Origin of the sequence: Enterobacter sp. 01-M-02-SI-ECC, from assembly GCF_047530595.1 — a bacterium.
Classification (GTDB): domain Bacteria; phylum Pseudomonadota; class Gammaproteobacteria; order Enterobacterales; family Enterobacteriaceae; genus Enterobacter; species Enterobacter cloacae_M.
In genome coordinates this window covers 79,696-97,260 of record NZ_JBLKCZ010000016.1, presented here as the reverse complement: position 1 = coordinate 97,260, position 17,565 = coordinate 79,696, and the positions used below count along the sequence as shown (strand labels likewise).

The window sequence follows — 17,565 nt, the reverse complement described above, 5'->3', positions numbered from 1 at the left end:
ACCGTCTGAATTTGCAGCGGGCTGGAGAAAGGGTCATTCTGAGAATGAAGATTCCGACGTTACTAACTGAGTGTTGTATCTAATCGTGGGGGCAGGTCACCAGTATTACTGTGTTGACAGGTTGTGTAACCTCACCAGATATGGAAGCAGCTAAACAACCGCTGGGTAGTATAGTCAGTGTTGTTAACGTTCCCGGGGTTAAAAAGGATGCACTTTACAGCAGCTCCAAAATTTGGGTTGCAAAGGCCTTTACTGATTCTAACAGCGTAATCCAATATGCCGATAAAGAAGAAGGTTCGATTGTTGGCAAGGGGAATGTTAAATACCCATGTGACGGTTTTAATGATTGTTTGGCTAATGAAGATGTTCGATATAAATTCACTATGAAAATCGACACAAAAGATGAAAAAGCTCGCATCACCTTTGATGATATCCACATTTATCGTCCGGCCCACGTAACAAGCGGGATTGCGTTCCCTGCCATAGATTCGCCAAATATGACCGTTGGTGGACAAGCAAAAGCTAAAAAAGCGTTGAATGATATTGTGGAACAATACAAACGTGAGATCGTGACTGAAAGTAGCTCTGCTGCAAAAGACTGGTAACGGCCATCAGCTCAAAAACTTGCCGGAGAAGTTTTTGAGCTTTCTATAGCCGGGATTATGTGTGGCTGCATAATATAGTCATGACAGGTTATCACGCGGCATTTTGATTCCATTCGAATGCAACCTATTTTACTTGGCTACGCTAGCAACTCTATGAGAGCGCCGCGAATTCTGCACCATGATTTCCACACCTCTTAATAAAAAAACGCGCCACAGAGCTTCCTGTGGCGTGAGCGAGAGATTACGGCTTGTGCTTGCGAACCCCGTCTTTCATCGCCTTCAGTCCCACCTCAACATTAAACGGAGCTATCTCAGGCAAATTGTGTTTAAGCCCGGAAATTGCGTGGAATTGCTCCTCAACAGCTCTGTCTTTACGATAGGTTGTCATGGCAGTAGTGCTTCCTCGAACATGTCCGACAAGTTGGGCGATCATCCGTTCACTTAACTCCAGTCGGTCGAGGCTATTCACATAGTTATGGCGGAATGAGTGAAAAACCTTCTTCCCATTACGGTCTAATCCAAGCTTCTTGCCAAAATAAAGTTCATTGAACCATTTTGACGCATAACCACGATAACCTTTAATTTTATTGAAGGTTAACTCTGGAAAAACACGTTCCTGTCCATCAGCTTTCAAAGCTTTAACGTATTCAAGAAAGCCAAGCTCAATCAGCCTTGGATGAATGGGAACCTGTCTCAACGCATTGAGCGTTTTCAGCGATTTATCCGCTTCAGCTTCAGTGTCCATAACTTTATCCGGTGAATCTAAATTGAAGTCCAGATACGCAACACCATTTTCACTCATACGGATATCAGAAAGATAAAGTTGGCATAACTCATTCATTCGCCCACCGCTATATAACGCTAATAGGGGTAACCAATAGCGATAAGGTCGAAAGTCAATATGGCGCCCGAATTTGTTCGGCACACCCTCGCCAGTTTTAAACCAGTATGCAGAGAATATGAGTTCCAGTTCATCATCTTCGAACTGATAACGGTCATCTTGAGATCTTGCAGTTTTCTTACGCTTTGCCAGAACATTTTCCACTGGATTGGCAATTAAATAATTTTCTTTACAGGCCCACTTTAACATTGAACCTAATGAGGCCATATGACGCCCAATCGCATCTTTTGTCATGAGCGACTCACCGGCATCAAGTGCTTTTTCGATGAGTTGTTCCAAATCTTCGGCAGCGTATCGGCGTTGCATTAAATACAAGTTACTGGGCATTCTTTGCATTCTGGAAACGTATTTTTTTACGACATTACGATCTAACTCAACAAGTGTTAAGTCTCCCATAACGTCGATAAAATGAGATATTCTCGACCGGATTTTTTCCTCACTGGCAAGTTTGAGATCCCCTGAGTTCTTATACGCAATGAACTCCTCCAACACTTCTGAAACCGTTTTTGACGCGTGTAGTGGATTGCAAAACGGGTTAGAGATGATCAAAGGAGGGGGCGGTGGTGGTGGCACAACAGCCGGAACAGGAGGTAATTCAGGCTCAGATTTCGCAAACGCTTTATCCCACATGCTACGCAGCTTTTCAGCCTGCACATTGTTGATAAATAAAGAACTTGAATCTATCGTAACCCCGGGCAAGTCCAGTAGCCAAAGAGCAAGGGGATTACCGTTGGTAGCCCTGAATGCAGTTATTTCCGTTGATAGCCCTTTAACCAATTTATTGAGGGCATGTAGCGGCATGTAAATCTGCATATAGCCGTTAACCATAGCCTCAGTGCCGTAATGAGCAACGTCGTTTAAAACAAAGCCATGCGTATCAGGGTCACGATCAATGGCAGTAAAATCATCAATCAGAAAACCCCGCTGGCTATCTACAAAAGCATACAGCGGAATATTGTCTGCCAAAAGATGCGGAACAACCGTTTCAAGCACCACATCAAATGATTCGCAAAAAAGAGCCAAGCTGATTTTGCCAGCCCCCGCCAACAACGGGGCGTTTCCCCGAATTTTCTCTTTATCCACTTGCTTGAACTCTTCCAGAGACGCATACCACTTCTCCAACAAACGCGTGGCGATTGCCTTAGCATTTGCGAGGTGGGTTGTGCGGGTAGATGCATGTATTTCACGCTGCCCTATCAGGGCACGATACCGAACCGGAACGGTTATCCGCAGAACATAGATCCCGCTAGGACGTCGATAGAGATTACCACGTTGCGCCATCGGCTGTATGAACTCCTTGTAGGAGGATCACGAGCGCCGTCACGTATGAATCAGAAAAAGGCTGAGGAATGAATACGTTAGGGAGTTTTTGGAGCGGGCGAAGGGAATCGAACCCTCGTATAGAGCTTGGGAAGCTCTCGTTCTACCATTGAACTACGCCCGCTTTGAGGTGCGTAAAGCATTATAGACCTTACGCACCTTCATACAAGCCTCTTCACAACTAACCGGCGATTAAATAATCACTTAGCACTTCGGTTTGCTGCCGGGCGCAGGCAGATAACGCTGCGGATCGATGGCCGTCGCCTTATAGCGGATCTGGAAATGCAGCTTCACTGAATCCGTACCGGTGCTGCCCATGGTGGCAATCTTCTGCCCGGCTTTGACGTTCTGCCCGTTATTGACCATCATCGTATCGTTGTGCGCATAGGCCGTGATGTAGTCTTCGCCATGCTTAATCATAATCAGGTTACCGTAGCCGCGAAGCTGGTTACCCACATAAACCACTTTCCCCGCGCCGGAGGCATAAACCGGCGTACCGCGCGCAGCGGCGATATCAATACCCTTGTTGCCACCTTCAGAGAGTGAGTAAGGGGCGACCACTTTACCGCTGGCAGGCCAAATCCAGCAGCGCTGTCCAACCGGCGGCCAGGATGATTGAGGCACCTGATAGGACGGCGTCACTTTGGCGGCTTTGCCTTTCGAAGAGGATTTTTTACCCGAGGACGATCCGCCGCTAACCTTCAGCTTCTGCCCCACCTCGATGGTGTAGGGTGGTGAGAGATTATTCAGACGCGCCAGATCCTTCACGCTGGTTCCCGTTGCACGCGAAATCCGGTACAGCGTATCCCCGCGCTTAACGGTATAGACCGAACCGGAATAGCTGCCCATATCCGAAGATTTGCTCCCTGAACAGCCCGCCAGCAATAGCGTCATCGTCAGGCAAAAAATGGCGGTGATGGGGTTTCTCGTCAGGCTTCCTGCAAACAAAACAGATCCTCGGTCAGCGTGAATGGCGCACTATGATAACAGCCAAAACGAATATGGGTCATGCCCTTTTCCACTCTACGCGCCAAACCGTTCGTATAAGAATGCAGTATAATGATCCGGCTGATGGTGCTGAACCACTCGGCATTTTGGCACTGGAGCATGAATGAGTATTCAAGAACACGTTATTTTGGTAAACGACCAGGGAATGGTGATTGGCACTCAGGAAAAATATGCCGCGCACACCTTACATACCCCGCTGCATCTGGCTTTCTCCTCCTGGCTTTTTAACGCAAACGGCGAATGTCTGATCACCCGGCGCGCCTTAAGCAAAAAAGCCTGGCCCGGCGTCTGGACCAACTCCGTCTGCGGCCACCCGCAGTCCGGCGAAGAGACGATACAGGCGATAATTCGCCGCTGCCGCTTTGAAGTAGGCGCTGAGCTGTCCGATATCACCGCCGTCGCCCCTGAATTTCGCTATCGGGAAACCGACCCGTCCGGGATCGTGGAAAACGAAATTTGCCCGGTATTCGCCGCCCGCATCACCAATGACGTGACGATAAACGAAGATGAAGTGATGGACTATCAGTGGGTTGAACTGGACGCGCTATTCCGCGCGCTGGACGCGACGCCCTGGGCGTTTAGCCCGTGGATGGTCATGGAAGCGACGACCGCCCGCGAAAAACTCAAAGCCTTCGCGGCGCAATAAAAAAGCCCCTTTCGGGGCTTTTTTTACATCTTAACGCCTTATTTCACCGGGCGCATCGCCGGGAACAGGATCACGTCGCGGATGGTGTGGCTGTTGGTGAACAGCATCACCATACGGTCGATACCAATCCCCAGACCCGCCGTTGGTGGCAGACCGTGTTCCAGCGCGGTCACGTAGTCTTCGTCGAAGAACATCGCTTCGTCGTCGCCTGCCGCTTTCGCGTCAACCTGATCCTGGAAGCGCTGAGCCTGGTCTTCCGCATCGTTCAGCTCGCTAAAGCCGTTGCCGATTTCGCGGCCGCCGATGAAGAATTCGAAGCGATCGGTGATCTCCGGATTCTCGTCATTACGACGCGCCAGCGGAGAGACTTCAGCCGGATACTCGGTAATGAAGGTCGGCTGAATCAGGTGCGCTTCGGCCACTTCTTCGAAGATCTCGGTCACGATACGGCCCAGACCCCAGCTCTTCTCAACCTTGATACCGATGCTTTCAGCGATCGCTTTCGCAGAATCGAAGTTATCCAGATCCGCCATGTTGGTTTCCGGACGGTACTTCTTGATCGCTTCGCGCATGGTCAGTTTTTCAAACGGCTTGCCGAAGTCGAAGACTTCTTCACCGTAAGGGACCTGGGTGGTACCCAGAATGTCCTGCGCCAGGGTGCGGAACAGGGATTCGGTCAGCTCGATCAAATCTTTGTAATCCGCATACGCCATATAGAGTTCCATCATGGTGAACTCTGGGTTATGACGAACGGAGATACCTTCGTTACGGAAGTTACGGTTGATTTCGAACACGCGGTCGAAACCACCGACCACCAGACGCTTCAGGTACAGTTCCGGCGCGATACGCAGGTACATGTCCAGGTCCAGGGCGTTGTGATGGGTGATGAACGGACGCGCAGACGCGCCGCCAGGGATCACCTGCATCATTGGGGTTTCCACTTCCATAAAGTCGCGGTTCACCATGAACTGGCGGATACCGGCCATGATCTGAGAGCGAATTTTGAAGGTCTTACGGGATTCATCGTTAGAGATGAGATCCAGGTAGCGCTGACGATAGCGCGCTTCCTGATCCTGCAGGCCGTGGAATTTGTCCGGCAGCGGGCGCAGGGCTTTGGTCAGCAGACGCAGCTCGGTGCAGTGGATAGACAGTTCACCGGTCTTGGTTTTGAACAGTTTACCTTTCGCGCCCAGGATATCGCCCAGGTCCCACTTCTTGAACTGCTCGTTGTAGATGCCTTCCGGCAGGTCGTCACGGGAAACGTACAGCTGAATACGGCCGCCCACGTCCTGCAAGGTCACGAAGGAGGCTTTGCCCATGATACGACGGGTCATCATGCGGCCTGCAACGGCCACTTCAACGTTCAGCGCTTCCAGCTCTTCGTTCTCTTTAGCGTCGAAGTCAGCGTGCAGTTGGTCTGAGGTATGGTCACGACGAAAATCGTTCGGGAACGGCACGCCCTGCTCGCGCAGCGCTGCCAGCTTCTCGCGGCGAGTTTTCAGTTCGTTGTTAAGATCGACTACCGCGTCAGCGCCCTGTGCTTGTTGTTCAGACATGTTGGTTCCTCATAACCCTGCTTTCAAACTTGCTTCGATAAATTGGTCCAGGCTGCCGTCCAGCACCGCCTGCGTATTGCGGGTTTCAACCCCGGTACGCAGGTCTTTGATGCGGGAGTCATCAAGGACGTAAGAACGGATCTGGCTGCCCCAGCCGATGTCGGACTTGTTGTCTTCCATCGCCTGTTTCTCAGCATTTTTCTTCTGCATCTCCAGCTCATAAAGCTTTGCTTTCATCTGCTTCATGGCCTGGTCTTTGTTCTTATGCTGGGAACGGTCGTTCTGGCACTGTGTTACCAGCCCGGTTGGAATGTGGGTAATACGCACCGCTGATTCCGTACGGTTAACGTGCTGGCCACCCGCGCCGGATGCGCGATAAACGTCGATACGCAGGTCCGCCGGGTTAATTTCGATATCAATATCTTCATCAACTTCCGGATAAACAAACGCGGAGCTGAAGGAGGTATGACGACGGCCACCGGAGTCGAACGGGCTCTTACGCACCAGGCGGTGAACGCCGGTTTCGGTACGCAGCCAGCCGTAGGCGTAATCACCGATAATCTTGATGGTCACGGATTTAATACCGGCCACTTCACCTTCAGACTCTTCGATAATTTCGGTTTTGAAGCCGCGCGCTTCTGCCCAACGCAGGTACATGCGCGTCAGCATGCTGGCCCAGTCCTGCGCTTCGGTGCCGCCAGAACCTGCCTGAATATCGAGATAGCAGTCAGCGCTGTCGTATTCGCCGGAGAACATACGACGGAATTCCAGCTGCGCCAGCTTCTCTTCCAGCACGTCGAGTTCTGCCACGGCTTCGTTAAAGGTTTCTTCGTCGTCGGCTTCGACGGCCAGCTCCAGCAAACCGGAAACATCTTCCAGCCCCTGGGCCATTTGATCCAGCGTATCTACGATAGCTTCGAGAGAGGAACGCTCTTTACCCAGCGCCTGTGCGCGTTCAGGTTCGTTCCAGACGTCCGGCTGTTCCAGCTCGGCGTTTACTTCTTCAAGACGCTCTTTCTTGGCATCGTAGTCAAAGATACCCCCTAAGAACGTCAGAGCGCTCCGTGAGGTCCTGAATACGGTTTTTTACCGGATTAATTTCAAACATGGTCTGTTTTCTTTTATGGACTTGTCAAAATGCGGTGATAAGAGCGGGATTGTACCGAATCCACGCCCTTTTTTATAGAGATTACTGCCGCTAAATTGGCCAGATATTGTCGATGATGATCTGCAGGGTGCGGTTACCGCGAAACTCGTTGATGTCCAGTTTGTACGCCAGTTCGACCTCGCGCACGCCGTTGTCCGGCCAGATGGAGGTATCGACGTTGAAGGCAATGCCGTCCAGCAGCGGTCCCCCGCCCACGGGCTCGACCATCACTTTCAGATGACGTTCGCCGACGATGCGCTGCTGCAGCAGGCGGAAACGCCCGTCGAACAGTGGTTCCGGGAACATCTGTCCCCACGGACCGGCATCGTGGAGCATTTGCGCCACGTCCATCGTCATTTCAAGCGGTGAAAGCTCGCCATCGGACACCACTTCCCCCTGCAGCAGGGCCGGATCAATCCAGTCGGTGACCAGTTCACCAAACAGACGCTGAAACTCGTCGAATTTCGCCTCTTCCAGAGACAGGCCTGCCGCCATCGCATGGCCGCCGAACTTGATCATCAGACCCGGATACAGCGTATCGAGACGCTCCAGCGCATCGCGCATGTGCAGCCCCTGGATTGAGCGGCCAGAGCCTTTCAGCGTGCCATCACCCGCGGGGGCGAACGCGATCACCGGCCGGTGGAAACGTTCTTTAATACGCGACGCCAGAATGCCCACCACGCCCTGATGCCACTCGGGATGGTACATCGCCAAGCCGCCCGGCAGCGTATCGCCGCTACGCTCAAGCTTTTCGCACAGGGTCAGCGCTTCGGCCTGCATCCCCTGCTCAATCTCTTTACGGGTCTGGTTCAGCGCGTCCAGCTCGTTGGCCAGCACGCGCGCTTCACCGATGTTGTCGCACAGCAGCAGCGCGACGCCAACGGACATATCGTCCAGCCTTCCTGCCGCGTTCAGGCGCGGCCCAAGGGCAAAGCCCAAATCGCTTGCCGCCAGCTTGAGCGGGTCGCGGTTGGCGATTTCCAGCAGCGCCTTGATCCCTGGACGGCACTTGCCCGCCCGAATGCGGCTTAAGCCCTGCCAGGTCAAAATGCGGTTATTAGTATCGAGCGGTACCACGTCCGCGACGGTGCCCAGCGCCACCAGATCGAGATATTCGGCCAGATTCGGTACGGCAATACCGCGGGAGTCGAACCAGCCCTTATCGCGCAGCAGGGTACGTAACGCCAGCATCAGATAAAACGCTACGCCCACGCCTGCAAGTGATTTTGATGGAAAATCGCAGTCGCGCAGGTTGGGGTTAATAATCGCTTCCGCATCCGGCAGCGTTTCGCCCGGCAGGTGGTGATCGGTGACCAGCACCGGGATCCCCAACGCGTGAGCATGATCGACGCCCGCATGGGAAGAGATCCCGTTATCGACGGTCATGATCATCTGTGCACCACGGGCGTGGGCCTGATCGACCACTTCCGGGCTGAGGCCATAGCCGTCTTCAAAACGGTTCGGTACCAGATACGTGACGTTATCGCAGCCCAGCGCGCGCAGGCTGAGCACGCTCAGCGCGGTGCTGGTTGCGCCGTCGGCGTCGAAATCCCCTACCACCACAATCCGCGTTCCCTCTCGAAGCGCGTTGTAGAGCATTTCGGTGGCTTTTTCGATACCGCTCAGCTGCTGCCAGGGCAGCATCCCTTTTACGCTGCGTTCAAGATCCTCAGCGCGACGCACGCCGCGGCTGGCGTAGAGGCGCTTAAGCAGTGCCGGGAGATCGTCCGGTAAATCAACGGGTTCAACCGCCTCGCGGCGGCGCAATTTTATTGGGGCTTTCACGCGGATTATTTACCACCAAACTGTTTCTGGTGCGCGTCGAGGAACTCTTTCATCTCTTTTGGTCCCTGATAGCCCGGAACGACATAGCCGTTGCTCAGGACAATCGCAGGCGTACCGCTCACGCCAAACTGCACGCCGAGCGCGTAGTGGTTAGCGATATCAATGTCGCAGGAGGCTGGCTTAACGCCTTTGCCGTTCATCGCGTCATCAAACGCTTTGTTGCGGTCTTTCGCACACCAGATCGCCTTCATGTCCTGCTCTGGCTGGCTCTGCACGCCCGCGCGCGGGAAGGCCAGGTAACGCACGGTGATGCCCAGCGCGTTGTAGTCTTTCATCTCTTCATGCAGCTTGTGGCAGTAGCCGCAGGTGATGTCGGTGAAGACGGTAATGACGTGTTTTTCCTGCGCCGCTTTATAGACGATCATCTCTTTTTCGAGCGCGTTCAGGTTTTTCATCAGCAGCTGGTTGGTGACGTTCACCGGCTGCGCGCCGCTCACGTCGTACATTGGCCCCTGAATAATGTGTTTGCCGTCTTCGGTGACGTACAGCACGCCGCTGTTGGTGAGTACCGTTTTCATGCTGGCAACCGGTGCAGGCTGAATATCGCTACCGGTGACGCCAAGCTTAGCCAGCGACTGTTTGATGGCGGCGTCGTCCGCATGGGCGAAACCGGTAAATGAGGCTGCCAGCAGGGTGAACAGCGCGAAAGTCTTTTTCATATGTGATCCTGTTACAATTCGTCGGCACTCACGCACGAGGGTGGTGCTGTTGGTGTAGCTGCCGCAGGCGTTCCGTCGCGACATGGGTGTAAATTTGCGTCGTGGAAAGATCGCTGTGGCCCAGCAGCATCTGCACCACGCGTAAATCAGCGCCGTGGTTTAACAGATGCGTCGCGAAGGCGTGACGCAATACGTGCGGCGAAAGCTTTTCACTGTCGATACCCGCCAGTGTGGCGTAATGCTTGATGCGATGCCAGAACGTTTGCCGCGTCATCTGCTGGGCGCGCTGGCTCGGAAACAGGACGTCGATAGAAGTACCATTTAGCAGCCACGGACGACCGTGCTCCAGGTACGTTTCCAGCCAGTAAACCGCCTCTTCACCCAGCGGAACCAGCCTTTCCTTATTTCCTTTACCAATGACGCGCACTACGCCCTGACGCAGGCTGATGTCGCTCATCGTCAGACCAACCAGTTCCGAAACGCGCAAGCCGGTAGCATACAATAGCTCAAGCATGGCTTTATCGCGTAACTCCAGCGGCAGGTCAACAGCCGGTGACTGTAATAATCTCTCAACTTGTGCTTCGCTGAGATCTTTCGGCAGCCGCTGCGGGAGCTTAGGAGATGCCAGCAGCGCGCTGGGATCGTCTTCGCGGATCTTCTCACGGTAGAGGTGCTGGAACAGCCGACGCATGGCGCTGAGCAAACGCGCGGAACTGGTAGCTTTGTAGCCCCCTGCGATACGTTCCCCCAGCAGCGCCTGCAGGTCGTCACGCTGCGCGCTCGCAAGGGATAACCCCCGGTGCGCAAGCCATTCCACCAGCATGGTGAGATCGCGACGGTAGGCGCTAAGGGTATTCTCGGCCAGATTTTTCTCCAGCCACAGCGCGTCGAGAAACTGTTCGATCAGTGCGAGATCCTTTTCCACATCAGCCCCTTTGATTTTGCAGTCAGGCCATTATGCCTGATTGCGACCGGTTTCTGGTACACTATGCGCAAAGTCAAAGCAAGTATTGAGATAGTTACGCGATGAATATTGGTCTGTTCTATGGTTCCAGCACCTGCTACACCGAAATGGCGGCAGAGAAAATTCGCGACATCATTGGCCCGGAACTGGTGACGTTGCATAACCTGAAAGATGACGCGCTTACGCTGATGGAGCAGTATGACGTGCTGATCCTCGGCATCCCGACATGGGATTTCGGCGAGATACAGGAAGACTGGGAAGCTATCTGGGACCAGCTCGATACGCTCAACCTCGACGGCAAAATCATTGCCATGTACGGCATGGGGGATCAGGTGGGTTACGGGGAATGGTTCCTGGACGCGCTCGGCATGCTGCATGACAAGCTGGCGCCGAAAGGCGTGTCGTTTATCGGCTACTGGCCAACCGAAGGTTACGAGTTCACCAGTAAAAAACCGATTATCGCCGACGGCGAATTGTTTGTAGGACTCGCGCTGGATGAAACCAACCAGTACGATCTTAGCGATGAGCGCCTGCAAAGCTGGTGCGAGCAGATTCTGGGCGAAATGGCTGAAAAGTTTAGCTAACGCGCATTACCCCTGCGTCGTCTGTTGCAACAGCATCCGGCGCAGGTCTCGCCACTCGGCAGCATCCATACTGTCAGCCGCCAGCCACAGATGCTGGCAACGCCCGCCGTCCACCTTGCGTAACCGTAACATCATGCCGTAGTTGAGCATCCAGGGCATACCGAGAATATCCCACTCTTTACCCTGCCAGCGCAGGCGGGAATCCATCAGTAATTTAATCTCTCCCTGACGGGCATTAATGCGACGCTGGCTGCGTACGCTGTCAAAAACGACAAACGACAGTAACAGCAGCCACAGCGGCGTATAGCTCAGCGGCCACGGCATCAGTAAAACAAAGGCCGCAACCAGGCCGTGGAGCAATAAAGACATCCACTGCGAGCGCCACGAGACGCGAAGATCAGATTGCCACAGGACCACGTTCCCGATTCCGTGTTTGAATTAATTGCACCATCCGTTGCAACTCGGTGTCGGCGGGTTTGCCGTGGTTCATCAGCCAGTTGAATAAATCCGGATCGTCAGACTCAAGCAGGCGAACAAACAGACGCTTATCATCATCGCTTAAGCTGTCATACTCATATTCAAAGAAAGGCATGATGGAAATATCAAGTTCACGCATGCCGCGACGGCACGCCCAGTGAATACGGGCCTTGTTGTTAATATCCATGTTCAGTTTCCTGCATTACGTTTGGCACAGTCGGTACCCCGTTCAGTGTTCTTTATTTCTCTACGGGGACACCAGCTAGTGTAACGTGTTTTTGACCGTTTCATTACTGGAATATTGCGATCGCCGAGCAGGCTTCCAGAATAATCCCTACAAAGACAGCGGATTACATTATTTTGCGTAGCGCTACGCATAACCGGTTTATGGCACAAATGGTCTGTTGAAAGCGCTTGCATTGCCTGCAGGCTCTTTTACCATTAGGCATTATCAAAGCGTTAAGCAATTCAGGATATCGTTATGGCATTTACACCATTTTCTCCTCGCCAGCCCGCCGCCTCTGCGCGTCTGCCGCTGACGCTTATTTCTCTTGATGACTGGGCGCTGGCAACGCTCACCGGTGCCGACGCCGAAAAATACCTGCAGGGCCAGGTGACCGCCGACGTCAGCCAGATGACCGAACACCAGCACCTGCTGGCCGCGCATTGCGACCCAAAAGGTAAAATGTGGAGCAACCTGCGCCTCTTCCGCCGTCAGGACGGCTTTGCCTTTATTGAGCGCCGCAGCCTGCAAGAGGCCCAGCTCAAAGAGCTGAAGAAGTACGCGGTCTTTTCCAAAGTCACTATCGCCCCGGACGACGAACATGTCCTGCTGGGCGTGGCCGGTTTCCAGGCGCGAGCGGCGTTGAAAAATCTCTTCAGCGAACTGCCGGACGCAGAAAAGCAGGTAGTCAGCGAAGGCGCGACCTCCATCCTGTGGTTTGAACACCCTGCGGAGCGTTTCCTGTTAGTCACGGATGCGGCAACGGCCGAACGCGTGACCGAAGCGCTGCGCGGCGAAGCGCAGCTCAACAATAGTCAGCAGTGGCTGGCGCTGAACATCGAAGCGGGTCTGCCGGTGATTGACGCAGCAAACAGCGCGCAGTTTATTCCTCAGGCAACGAACCTGCAGGCGCTGGGGGGTATCAGCTTTAAAAAGGGCTGTTATACCGGCCAGGAGATGGTGGCGCGTGCAAAATTCCGCGGAGCTAACAAACGAGCGCTGTGGACGCTGGCGGGCCATGCCAGCCGTGTACCTGAAGCGGGTGAAGACTTAGAGCTGAAGATGGGTGATAACTGGCGCCGCACCGGCACCGTGTTAGCCGCCGTACAGCTGGATGATGGACGTCTTTTGGTACAGGCCGTCATGAACAACGACATGGAAGCCGACAGCATGTTCCGCGTGCGTGACGATGCGAACACGCTGAGCATCGAGCCGCTGCCGTATTCGTTAGAAGAGTAATCGTATCCAGGTGCCCTCCCTCTCCCTGTGGGAGAGGGCCGGGGTGAGGGCAACAGCCCGCACGGTTTAAAAACTACACCTGCCCCACGTACAAATAGATCGCCAAAAAGTGGCATACGCTGCCGCCGAGCACAAAGCCGTGCCAGATGGCATGGTTGTACGGGATGCGCTTGCAGACGTAGAAAATCACGCCGAGCGAGTACACCACGCCGCCTAAGGCCAGAAGCGTCACGCCCCCTACCGACAGTTTGACCGCCAGTTGATACACCACAATCAGCGACAGCCAGCCCATTGTCAGATAGGTGACCAGTGACAGCACCTTAAACCGGTGCGCGATGGTCAGCTTAAACAGGATCCCCAGCAGTGCCAGGCTCCAGATAACAATCATCAGGCCACGCGACAGCGGTGAGTTGAGCCCCACCAGCAAAAACGGTGTGTAGGTGCCTGCAATCAGAAGATAGATAGCACAGTGGTCAAATTTCTTGAGCCACATCTTGGCCCGCTGATGCGGGATCGCGTGATATAGCGTCGAGGCCAGGAACAGCAGGATCATACTCCCGCCATAAAGGCTGTAGCTGGTAATGGCCATCGCGCTGGCATTGGCGTCCACCGCCTGCACCAGCAATAACACTAAACCGACAATCCCAAACACCAGGCCAATGCCGTGGCTGATGCTGTTGGCTACTTCCTCAGCCAGCGAATATCCCTGTGCGATTAATGGTCTACTCACCATACAAAACTCCGGGAAAACAAAAGATGATTATTCATCGTATAACTATGCTAACTGAGAATGATTCCAGTGAACACCTGTTAGCCAAAATAAAGTTAAACATAACGTTTCTAAATTACAATCAGACAGTTACACTTTAATTTCAGCGAACATGCGTTTCGATTTTAATTATAAGCATTTAAAATCAATCACATAAAACTGGTTCTGCCTGGGGTAGATCTCTGAGATCACGTTTTTCAATGCATCCAGGGTCATGTTCTCCTGTTCAGCATGTTTTTGCGTCAATGTATCGAACGTAACGGTTGACGTTCCCGTTACTTCGATGGTGCAAAAATAACCATCATCCTCATAACGCCCCACCCGCAGGATATCGCCGGTTTTGAAATGGGATTCACTTTTATCCCGGATAGTTATGGTTTTACGTCCGGCCAGAATGTCGTCCTGAAAACGCTGAAAAAAAGTGATGTCGTTTGGCTGCATGTTATTATTCCCTGAAGAAAAGTCTGATGAGTGAGTGTAGCCATTGTGAGCATGTTCTCCCATTCCGCCATTGCCAGTCTCAATAACCTGGAGATGATGGTCTACAACTATGTCATAAAAAATCGTGACAAAGTGATGTACATGACCATCCGCGAGCTGGCGGATGCGGCAGACGTCTCAACCACCACCATCCTGCGCTTTTGCCGCAAGCTTAACTGCGAAGGCTATTCTGAATTCCGCGTGCGCTTTAAGCTTTATCTTGAACAGAACGAGCCCCAGCAGGCAAACTTCGGTGCCAGCGAAATTATCAGCTTTTTTAAAAGCGTGAATAATGAAGAGTTCGATGCGTTATTAGATAAGGCGGTTGATATTATTTTATCGTCAGAGCGAATTATATTTGTCGGTGCCGGAACATCGGGTTCGCTGGCAAAATATGGCGCACGCTTCTTTTCTAATATCGGGAAATTCAGTAATCATATTGATGATCCTTATTTCCCGGTCACCAATGATATGGCGAAAAATGCGCTGGCGATTGTGCTTTCCGTCTCGGGCGAGACCGAGGAGATCCTGCGCTTCGCCAGCCAGTTCAGCCTGCATCACTGCAAGGTGCTCTCGATAACCAGCCACGAGCACTCGCGTCTCGCAAAACTGGCGGACTTTAATCTCTCCTGGCATGTTCCTCAGACGCGTATTGCAGGCGTCTACGATATCACCACGCAAATTCCCGTTATCTATATTCTGGAATCTCTCGGACGTAAACTGGCGAAGAAACTCACAGAATAAAACACCCTGTTTTTTTGATGTAACAAATCACATTTACTGTGAATTGTTATATCGTGACATTCAATTTCGCTTTGCTAGACTCGATGCCAATAAGCCATTTATTGAGAAGAGCAGCGATGAAAAAATTAACCTTACCAAAAGATTTTTTATGGGGCGGCGCGGTTGCGGCTCACCAGGTTGAAGGCGGCTGGAAAAAAGGCGGCAAAGGACCAAGCATTTGCGACGTATTGACCGGCGGCGCGCACGGCGTCCCGCGCGAAATCACCCAGGAAGTAGTGCCGGGTAAATACTACCCAAACCACGAGGCTATCGACTTCCACGGCCACTATAAAGAAGACATCAAGCTGTTTGCCGAGATGGGTTTCAAGTGCTTCCGCACCTCTATCGCCTGGACGCGCATCTTCCCGAAAGGTGACGAAACGCAGCCAAACGAAGAGGGGCTGAAGTTTTACGACGACATGTTCGACGAGCTGCTGAAATACAACATCGAACCGGTGATCACCCTCTCTCATTTCGAAATGCCGCTGCACCTGGTGCAGGAGTACGGTAGCTGGACCAACCGTAAAGTGGTCGATTTCTTTGTGCGCTTCGCGGAAGTGGTTTTTGAGCGCTACAAAAACAAGGTCAAATACTGGATGACCTTCAACGAAATCAATAACCAGCGCAACTGGCGCGCGCCGCTGTTCGGTTACTGCTGCTCGGGCGTGGTCTATACCGAACATGACAATCCGGAAGAGACCATGTACCAGGTCCTGCACCACCAGTTTGTGGCCAGCGCCCTGGCGGTGAAAGCCGCGCGCCGCATCAATCCGGAGATGAAAGTCGGCTGCATGCTGGCGATGGTGGCGCTCTATCCGTTCTCCTGCAAACCGGAAGACGTGATGTTCGCCCAGGAATCCATGCGCGAGCGCTATGTCTTTACCGACGTCCAACTGCGTGGTTACTACCCATCCTACGTGCTGAACGAGTGGGAGCGCCGTGGCTTCTCCATCAAAATGGAGGCAGGCGACGAGCAGATCCTGCGTGAAGGTACCTGCGACTACTTAGGTTTCAGCTACTACATGACCAACGCGGTGAAAGCGGAAGGCGGTACCGGCGATGCGATTTCCGGCTTCGAAGGCAGTGTGCCGAACCCGCACGTGAAGGCGTCCGACTGGGGCTGGCAGATTGACCCGGTAGGCCTGCGCTATTCTCTGTGCGAACTGTACGAGCGTTATCAGAAACCGCTGTTTATCGTGGAGAACGGGTTCGGCGCCTACGACAAGGTTGAAGAAGACGGCAGCATCAACGACGACTATCGCATCGACTACCTGCGTGCCCACGTGGAAGAGATGATCAAAGCCGTGACGCACGACGGCGTGGATCTGATGGGATATACGCCATGGGGCTGCATCGACTGCGTGTCGTTCACCACCGGCCAGTACAGCAAGCGCTACGGCTTTATCTACGTGAACAAGCACGACGACGGCACGGGCGACATGTCGCGTTCCCGCAAGAAAAGCTTCGAGTGGTATAAGGGCGTGATTGCCAGCAACGGCGAGAAACTTTAACGCCGGGCGGCGCTACGATTGATCCCCTCTCCCCTTTGGGGAGAGGGTTAGGGTGAGGGGCTTATTTCCCGCCAGCCAACTCAATAAAACTGCCCGTTACGTACGACGCCTTCTCGCTCAGCAGCCAGACAATCGCCTGCGCCACCTCTTCCGGCTGGCCGCCACGCTGCATCGGCAGCAACGATTTCACGCGATCCACCCTCCCCGGCTCTCCGCCGGACGCATGAATATCCGTATAAATCAGACCCGGACGTACACAGTTGACGCGAATACCCTGCGCCGCCACTTCCAGCGATAGCCCGGTTGTCAGCGAATCCACCGCCCCCTTAGACGCGGCATAATCCACATATTCACCCGGCGCCCCCAGACGCGACGCTGCGGAAGAGACATTCACTATCGCCCCGCCCTTGCCGCCATGCCTGAAGGACATGCGTTTTACCGCTTCCCGGCAGCAGAGAAAGTAGCCCGTGACGTTGGTCGCCAGGACGCGGTTAATGCGCTCAGCGGAGAGGTTCTCGATAGTGGATTGCTCAAACAGAATGCCCGCATTATTGACCAGCGCACGAAGCGGCTCGCCTTCACGATCGAGGCTGTTAAACATCGCCAGCACCTGGGCTTCATCACTGATATCTGCGCGGACGGCAAAGGCTTTACCGCCCGCTTCAACGATCTGGTTGATCACGTCCGTCGCGGCTTTAATGTTGTGATGATAGTTCACCGCCACGGTGTAGCCTTCGCGCGCCAGCTGCAGCGCGGTGGCTTTCCCAATGCCCCGGCTGGCGCCGGTGACCAGTGCTATTGCCATTTTCTTCTCCCAATAAAAAAGCCGGGTGGCGGCTTCGCCTTAC

Annotated in this window: 18 protein-coding genes and 1 tRNA gene; 6 read left to right on the top strand and 13 right to left on the bottom strand. The window is 53.4% G+C overall.

Features of this window, described 5'->3' with window-relative positions:
* The first annotated feature begins 140 nt into the window (after positions 1 to 140).
* Positions 141 to 605, top strand: a complete 465-nt coding sequence (locus ACMWLG_RS18445) for a DUF4468 domain-containing protein (RefSeq protein ID WP_229218366.1) — start codon at positions 141 to 143, stop codon at positions 603 to 605.
* A gap of 241 nt (positions 606 to 846) precedes the next feature.
* Here ACMWLG_RS18445 and ACMWLG_RS18440 read toward each other — a convergent pair whose 3' ends face one another.
* The 3 genes from ACMWLG_RS18440 to actS all read right to left on the bottom strand — a co-directional run bounded on the left by ACMWLG_RS18440 (position 847) and on the right by actS (position 3,774).
* Positions 847 to 2,787: a site-specific integrase gene (locus ACMWLG_RS18440; RefSeq protein WP_045405052.1), complete on the bottom strand. Its 1,941-nt coding sequence runs from the start codon at positions 2,785 to 2,787 to the stop codon at positions 847 to 849.
* Between the two features lie 89 nt (positions 2,788 to 2,876).
* Positions 2,877 to 2,950, bottom strand: a tRNA-Gly gene (locus ACMWLG_RS18435).
* A gap of 80 nt (positions 2,951 to 3,030) precedes the next feature.
* Positions 3,031 to 3,774, bottom strand: coding sequence for an amidase activator ActS (gene actS / locus ACMWLG_RS18430; protein ID WP_045405051.1), 744 nt, complete (start codon positions 3,772 to 3,774; stop codon positions 3,031 to 3,033).
* Positions 3,775 to 3,937: 163 nt separating this feature from the next.
* On the opposite strand from actS, the gene idi reads away from it, so the two are divergent.
* Entirely contained in the window at positions 3,938 to 4,480 is a 543-nt protein-coding gene (gene idi, locus ACMWLG_RS18425; protein ID WP_045405048.1) for an isopentenyl-diphosphate Delta-isomerase, read from the top strand.
* Between the two features lie 38 nt (positions 4,481 to 4,518).
* Here the strand turns inward: idi and lysS are convergent, their stop codons facing one another.
* The 5 genes from lysS to xerD form a co-directional block, all read right to left on the bottom strand.
* Complete coding sequence (gene lysS / locus ACMWLG_RS18420; RefSeq protein ID WP_023309094.1) at positions 4,519 to 6,036, bottom strand: lysine--tRNA ligase; 1,518 nt, start codon at positions 6,034 to 6,036, stop codon at positions 4,519 to 4,521.
* Positions 6,037 to 6,045: 9 nt separating this feature from the next.
* A protein-coding gene (gene prfB / locus ACMWLG_RS18415; RefSeq protein ID WP_096059326.1) for a peptide chain release factor 2 occupies positions 6,046 to 7,144 on the bottom strand; the annotation gives its coding sequence in 2 pieces (ribosomal slippage) (positions 6,046 to 7,068 and positions 7,070 to 7,144; 1,098 coding nt in all).
* Between the two features lie 90 nt (positions 7,145 to 7,234).
* A complete protein-coding gene (gene recJ / locus ACMWLG_RS18410) occupies positions 7,235 to 8,968 on the bottom strand; it encodes a single-stranded-DNA-specific exonuclease RecJ (RefSeq protein WP_414763019.1) in 1,734 nt (577 codons plus the stop codon).
* 5 nt (positions 8,969 to 8,973) lie between these two features.
* Complete coding sequence (gene dsbC / locus ACMWLG_RS18405) at positions 8,974 to 9,687, bottom strand: bifunctional protein-disulfide isomerase/oxidoreductase DsbC (RefSeq protein ID WP_045405046.1); 714 nt, start codon at positions 9,685 to 9,687, stop codon at positions 8,974 to 8,976.
* Between the two features lie 28 nt (positions 9,688 to 9,715).
* Positions 9,716 to 10,612 (bottom strand): site-specific tyrosine recombinase XerD, encoded by an 897-nt coding sequence (gene xerD / locus ACMWLG_RS18400; protein WP_023309098.1) that lies wholly within the window; start codon positions 10,610 to 10,612, stop codon positions 9,716 to 9,718.
* Between the two features lie 101 nt (positions 10,613 to 10,713).
* Between xerD and fldB the strand changes: the two genes are divergently transcribed.
* Positions 10,714 to 11,235 carry a flavodoxin FldB gene (fldB, locus tag ACMWLG_RS18395; protein ID WP_045405044.1) on the top strand — a complete coding sequence of 174 codons (522 nt, stop codon included), beginning with the start codon at positions 10,714 to 10,716 and terminating at the stop codon, positions 11,233 to 11,235.
* A 6-nt stretch (positions 11,236 to 11,241) separates the two neighbouring features.
* On the opposite strand, the gene ACMWLG_RS18390 is transcribed toward fldB, so the two are convergent.
* Positions 11,242 to 11,652 carry a protein YgfX gene (locus tag ACMWLG_RS18390; protein WP_045405042.1) on the bottom strand — a complete coding sequence of 137 codons (411 nt, stop codon included), beginning with the start codon at positions 11,650 to 11,652 and terminating at the stop codon, positions 11,242 to 11,244.
* On the bottom strand, positions 11,633 to 11,899 hold the full coding sequence (gene sdhE / locus ACMWLG_RS18385) for an FAD assembly factor SdhE (protein ID WP_010435322.1): 267 nt from the start codon (positions 11,897 to 11,899) through the stop codon (positions 11,633 to 11,635). Before sdhE ends, ACMWLG_RS18390 begins: the two co-directional genes overlap by 20 nt.
* Before the next feature lie 294 nt (positions 11,900 to 12,193).
* Between sdhE and ygfZ the strand changes: the two genes are divergently transcribed.
* Positions 12,194 to 13,174: a tRNA-modifying protein YgfZ gene (ygfZ, locus tag ACMWLG_RS18380; protein ID WP_045405040.1), complete on the top strand. Its 981-nt coding sequence runs from the start codon at positions 12,194 to 12,196 to the stop codon at positions 13,172 to 13,174.
* 73 nt (positions 13,175 to 13,247) lie between these two features.
* On the opposite strand, the gene trhA is transcribed toward ygfZ, so the two are convergent.
* On the bottom strand, positions 13,248 to 13,907 hold the full coding sequence (gene trhA, locus ACMWLG_RS18375) for a PAQR family membrane homeostasis protein TrhA (RefSeq protein WP_023309101.1): 660 nt from the start codon (positions 13,905 to 13,907) through the stop codon (positions 13,248 to 13,250).
* Positions 13,908 to 14,072: 165 nt separating this feature from the next.
* Positions 14,073 to 14,384, bottom strand: a complete 312-nt coding sequence (gene yqfB, locus ACMWLG_RS18370; protein ID WP_023309102.1) for a N(4)-acetylcytidine aminohydrolase — start codon at positions 14,382 to 14,384, stop codon at positions 14,073 to 14,075.
* 51 nt (positions 14,385 to 14,435) lie between these two features.
* Between yqfB and ACMWLG_RS18365 the strand changes: the two genes are divergently transcribed.
* Both ACMWLG_RS18365 and bglA read left to right on the top strand, forming a co-directional pair.
* The gene (locus ACMWLG_RS18365; protein ID WP_032660101.1) at positions 14,436 to 15,167 is read left to right on the top strand and encodes a MurR/RpiR family transcriptional regulator; all 732 of its coding nucleotides are present in this window, start codon (positions 14,436 to 14,438) and stop codon (positions 15,165 to 15,167) included.
* Between the two features lie 116 nt (positions 15,168 to 15,283).
* Entirely contained in the window at positions 15,284 to 16,717 is a 1,434-nt protein-coding gene (bglA, locus tag ACMWLG_RS18360; protein WP_045405037.1) for a 6-phospho-beta-glucosidase BglA, read from the top strand.
* A gap of 61 nt (positions 16,718 to 16,778) precedes the next feature.
* On the opposite strand, the gene ACMWLG_RS18355 is transcribed toward bglA, so the two are convergent.
* Positions 16,779 to 17,522: an SDR family oxidoreductase gene (locus ACMWLG_RS18355; protein WP_045405035.1), complete on the bottom strand. Its 744-nt coding sequence runs from the start codon at positions 17,520 to 17,522 to the stop codon at positions 16,779 to 16,781.
* Between the last annotated feature and the right edge of the window lie 43 nt (positions 17,523 to 17,565).

Coding starts and splice junctions, on each gene's coding strand:
- bglA (WP_045405037.1), top strand. CDS start 15,284: ATGAAAAAATTAACCTTACCAAAAGATTTTTTATGGGGCGGCGCGGTT.
- yqfB (WP_023309102.1), bottom strand. CDS start 14,384: ATGCAGCCAAACGACATCACTTTTTTTCAGCGTTTTCAGGACGACATT.
- idi (WP_045405048.1), top strand. CDS start 3,938: ATGAGTATTCAAGAACACGTTATTTTGGTAAACGACCAGGGAATGGTG.
- trhA (WP_023309101.1), bottom strand. CDS start 13,907: ATGGTGAGTAGACCATTAATCGCACAGGGATATTCGCTGGCTGAGGAA.
- lysS (WP_023309094.1), bottom strand. CDS start 6,036: ATGTCTGAACAACAAGCACAGGGCGCTGACGCGGTAGTCGATCTTAAC.
- ACMWLG_RS18365 (WP_032660101.1), top strand. CDS start 14,436: ATGTTCTCCCATTCCGCCATTGCCAGTCTCAATAACCTGGAGATGATG.
- dsbC (WP_045405046.1), bottom strand. CDS start 9,687: ATGAAAAAGACTTTCGCGCTGTTCACCCTGCTGGCAGCCTCATTTACC.
- ACMWLG_RS18355 (WP_045405035.1), bottom strand. CDS start 17,522: ATGGCAATAGCACTGGTCACCGGCGCCAGCCGGGGCATTGGGAAAGCC.
- ygfZ (WP_045405040.1), top strand. CDS start 12,194: ATGGCATTTACACCATTTTCTCCTCGCCAGCCCGCCGCCTCTGCGCGT.
- sdhE (WP_010435322.1), bottom strand. CDS start 11,899: ATGGATATTAACAACAAGGCCCGTATTCACTGGGCGTGCCGTCGCGGC.
- ACMWLG_RS18440 (WP_045405052.1), bottom strand. CDS start 2,787: ATGGCGCAACGTGGTAATCTCTATCGACGTCCTAGCGGGATCTATGTT.
- ACMWLG_RS18445 (WP_229218366.1), top strand. CDS start 141: ATGGAAGCAGCTAAACAACCGCTGGGTAGTATAGTCAGTGTTGTTAAC.
- fldB (WP_045405044.1), top strand. CDS start 10,714: ATGAATATTGGTCTGTTCTATGGTTCCAGCACCTGCTACACCGAAATG.